This is a genomic window from Desulfonatronospira sp. (assembly GCA_003563255.1).
Lineage (GTDB): Bacteria > Desulfobacterota > Desulfovibrionia > Desulfovibrionales > Desulfonatronovibrionaceae > Desulfonatronospira.
Map to the genome: position 1 here is coordinate 1 of PWSL01000148.1, position 3181 is coordinate 3181.

Consider the following 3181-nt stretch of genomic DNA (forward strand, 5'->3'; position numbering starts at 1 on the left):
AATGCAACCTTCATCAGGCAAAACCGGTCTTTCACCAAAATACAAGCCCGGAAAGGAACAAAAACAACCGGCATCCGTATGCTGTAAAACAGCAAAAACAAAAAAAATGCTAATATTGTATCTTTCGGGTCTTGAACCCCGTAAAAGCGAATGAGATAAGACAATCGATGCCAAACATATACAAAATTATCACCGCAAGATTATCAAAAATATTTTCCGCGGCTGCCGCAAGGCTGTCCCTCGCGGCCATAATACTCGTGCTGGCATCCTCCCATGCCCTGCATGCACAGAAAAATCTGTGGACCTACGCCAATGTCATTGACCCGGCATGGGACGGCATCTATACGTGGACCGAAGTGTCGGGCGGCATGGACATAGACGATTCCGACCCCTACGTGCCGGTATATCCCGAAGAGGGCGATACGCTGATCATTACCAACAACATTACCGTTTACCTTCCGGAGGATATAGACGTTGCCGACCTTACCATCATCTTTGAGAACGGGGGACTCGATCTGCGCACATATACCTTCACCGGAGAGATCACCGAAATGCGGCAGACCCCCGGCGATTTCGGCACCCTGAAGATAGGGAGCGCCGGTTATTACCCCGATATAGCCGGCGACAATTTCACCGAAGCGGAGGGCGCCACCGTCGAGTATTACAACTTCAGCGGCACGCTGGTCAGCACCCCCTCCACCTACAACAACCTGATGCTCAACAACACCGACGGGGAAAACCACATCTTCACCCTCGGCAATGACCTCACGGTAAACAACGACCTCACCCTGCATAACACGGCAGGGATGGGCAACCTCACCTTCACCGCAGGCAACTCCGCAACACCTCTTAATATAAGCACCCGCAATCTCACCGTGGGAGCCAACACCACCCTGCAGACCGGCAACTTCGATGCCGTACACGATATTACGGTAAGAGGCAACATGACCAGTAACGGCACGGTCACCCTCACCAACCAGGACACACGCTACCGCGAATCAACCAGCGGCGCGGCGGAGCTCACCTTCACCGGGACAACCAACAACTACTTTGACGGCGACGGTCCCCGGCTCAGGCTCTACCGCCTTATCATCGACAAGGGCAACGACCATACCTTCACTCTCGATGCCAATCCCCAAAACATGGAGCTATGGTACCGCACAGACCTTGCCAACGGCGACTCGGGCGACAGCGACAATCCCATAATCAACAAGGCGCTGTGGATCAAAAACGGCACCCTCAGGCTGGGAGACAACATCTCCATCGAAAAGCTGGCCGGCGAGGATCTGCACCCTTCGCTTGAAAATTTTGTCATTCCCCGCAACGGCTGCCTGTGGATCGACGGAGCCGAAGTAAATGTCATGCATGAAGATGACAGTCCGCAAAACACGGCCTTCAAGGTTATCGGCAAGCTCCGCATAACCGGCGGGATACTCAACACCAACAAATCGGCGGGTTTTATCTTCAGCGAACCCGCCGACATAAACATCCACGGGGGTACCACCACCACCTCCCAGTTCCGGCAGTCCGACGACCCCGGCCCCCATGTGATAACCTTCGAGATAACGGCAGGCATCTTCACAGCCGACGGCAGCGGACTGACAAACGATTCTTATGCCCGTTTCTCCCTTCCTCTCGGCACGCAGAACTTCAGGATGAGCGGAGGCACCATCAACCTCTCCAACCCCACAACAACAGGCATACTGGCCTTCGGACTGGATCCTTCGAACCACAATGTCAGCGGAGGGACCATCAACATCAGCCACACCGGGACAAGCAGCATAGCATCCACCGTGCCGCTCTTCAACCTAAACCTGCAGCAGGGCACCCTCTCCATTGAAGATATTGAAGGGATAGGCCTGCAACCCCTGGTGGTTAACAACAACCTCACCCTCGAAAGCGGCACCACGTTGACCGCCAACAACCAGGATGTGTGGATAGCAGGCAACTTCATCATCGAAAGCGGTGCCACCTATAACCACGGAACCAACACCACACGGTTCTTCCGCTCCGGAGCAGCCAACAATAACGGCACCACCATCACCAACAACAGTGGCACCACTCCCCTTACATTCAACAATGTAAGTATCGAAAAATCCGACAACATCAGCACTTACAACAACGCCAAGACAGTCAGGTTCCCGACAACCGGAACACCTGCAGCGGATATAGAAGGAGCTCTCAGTTTCAACACCCCGTACCAGACCCTCGACCTCGGCAACAGCCGGCTGAAGGTACAGGACGACATAAACGTCAACCGCGACTCACGGATAACAAACGACCCCGCCAACGGCATCCTGCTGCAGCCCGAACCGGCGCAAAACCAGGTCCTGAGCCTGGCCAGGCTGACTTCACTGAACAATTTTGAGCTCGACAACACCGAAAATGCCCGGCTGCTGCGATCTGCCGCCATGGGATCACTCACCCTCACCGAAGGCTCCCTCTACATCGGCAACAGGCGCCTGACCCTAAGTGAGCCGGTAGAGGTGGCCGAAGGCACTGATTTCTCGGAGAACAGGATGGTAAGCACCAACGGCATGTCGGGCGAGCTAAGGTACATATACAGCAACGTGGGAGCCGGAACATACCTCTATCCCGTGGGAGCAGGAGCGGCGCCCCTGCCTGAAGGGGAAGAAGAGCTGGATGAGAGCGAAGATTTCAGCACCGATGTGTTCAGCAACGGATGGACAAGCACCCCCCTGACAACGCCGCCGACCAACTGGGTAGTCGATGCAGGTTCAGCGCTATATGATGAAAATGGCGGCCGGTCGGCCAGGATGGAAAGTCCGGAATATGACCTCAGCGGATATACTACAGTTTACCTTAACTTCAGGGAGCAGCGTACGGGTCCCGGCGGCAATATTGACGAGCTTATAGTGGAGTACGATGCCGGTTCGGGATGGACTGAGCTGGCAAGCTATACCAACGAAACGCCCTCTTTTACCTTCCGAAGCATCACCCTGCCGGCAGGAGCGCTCCAAAGCAATGTAAAATTCGGGTTCAGGGCAATTTCCGCCCACAACAATTCAGAGACCCGGGTTGACGATTTTCAGCTTACCAACCTTGCAGAGGCGGCAGAAAAAAAATACACCCCCTTCACCGCGGTAATAACCGGCGACGGAAACTTTACAGCCCAAGGCAACTACATTGGCGTGATACCGGTCAACAGCATACACCCTCT

At 54.6% G+C, this 3181-nt stretch carries 1 protein-coding gene; it reads left to right on the plus strand.

The features are described from left to right. Window positions 1–167: 167 nt before the first annotated feature. A partial coding sequence (locus QZP87_RS04160; protein ID WP_291321660.1) for a hypothetical protein occupies window positions 168–3181 on the plus strand: 3014 nt, incomplete at its 3' end.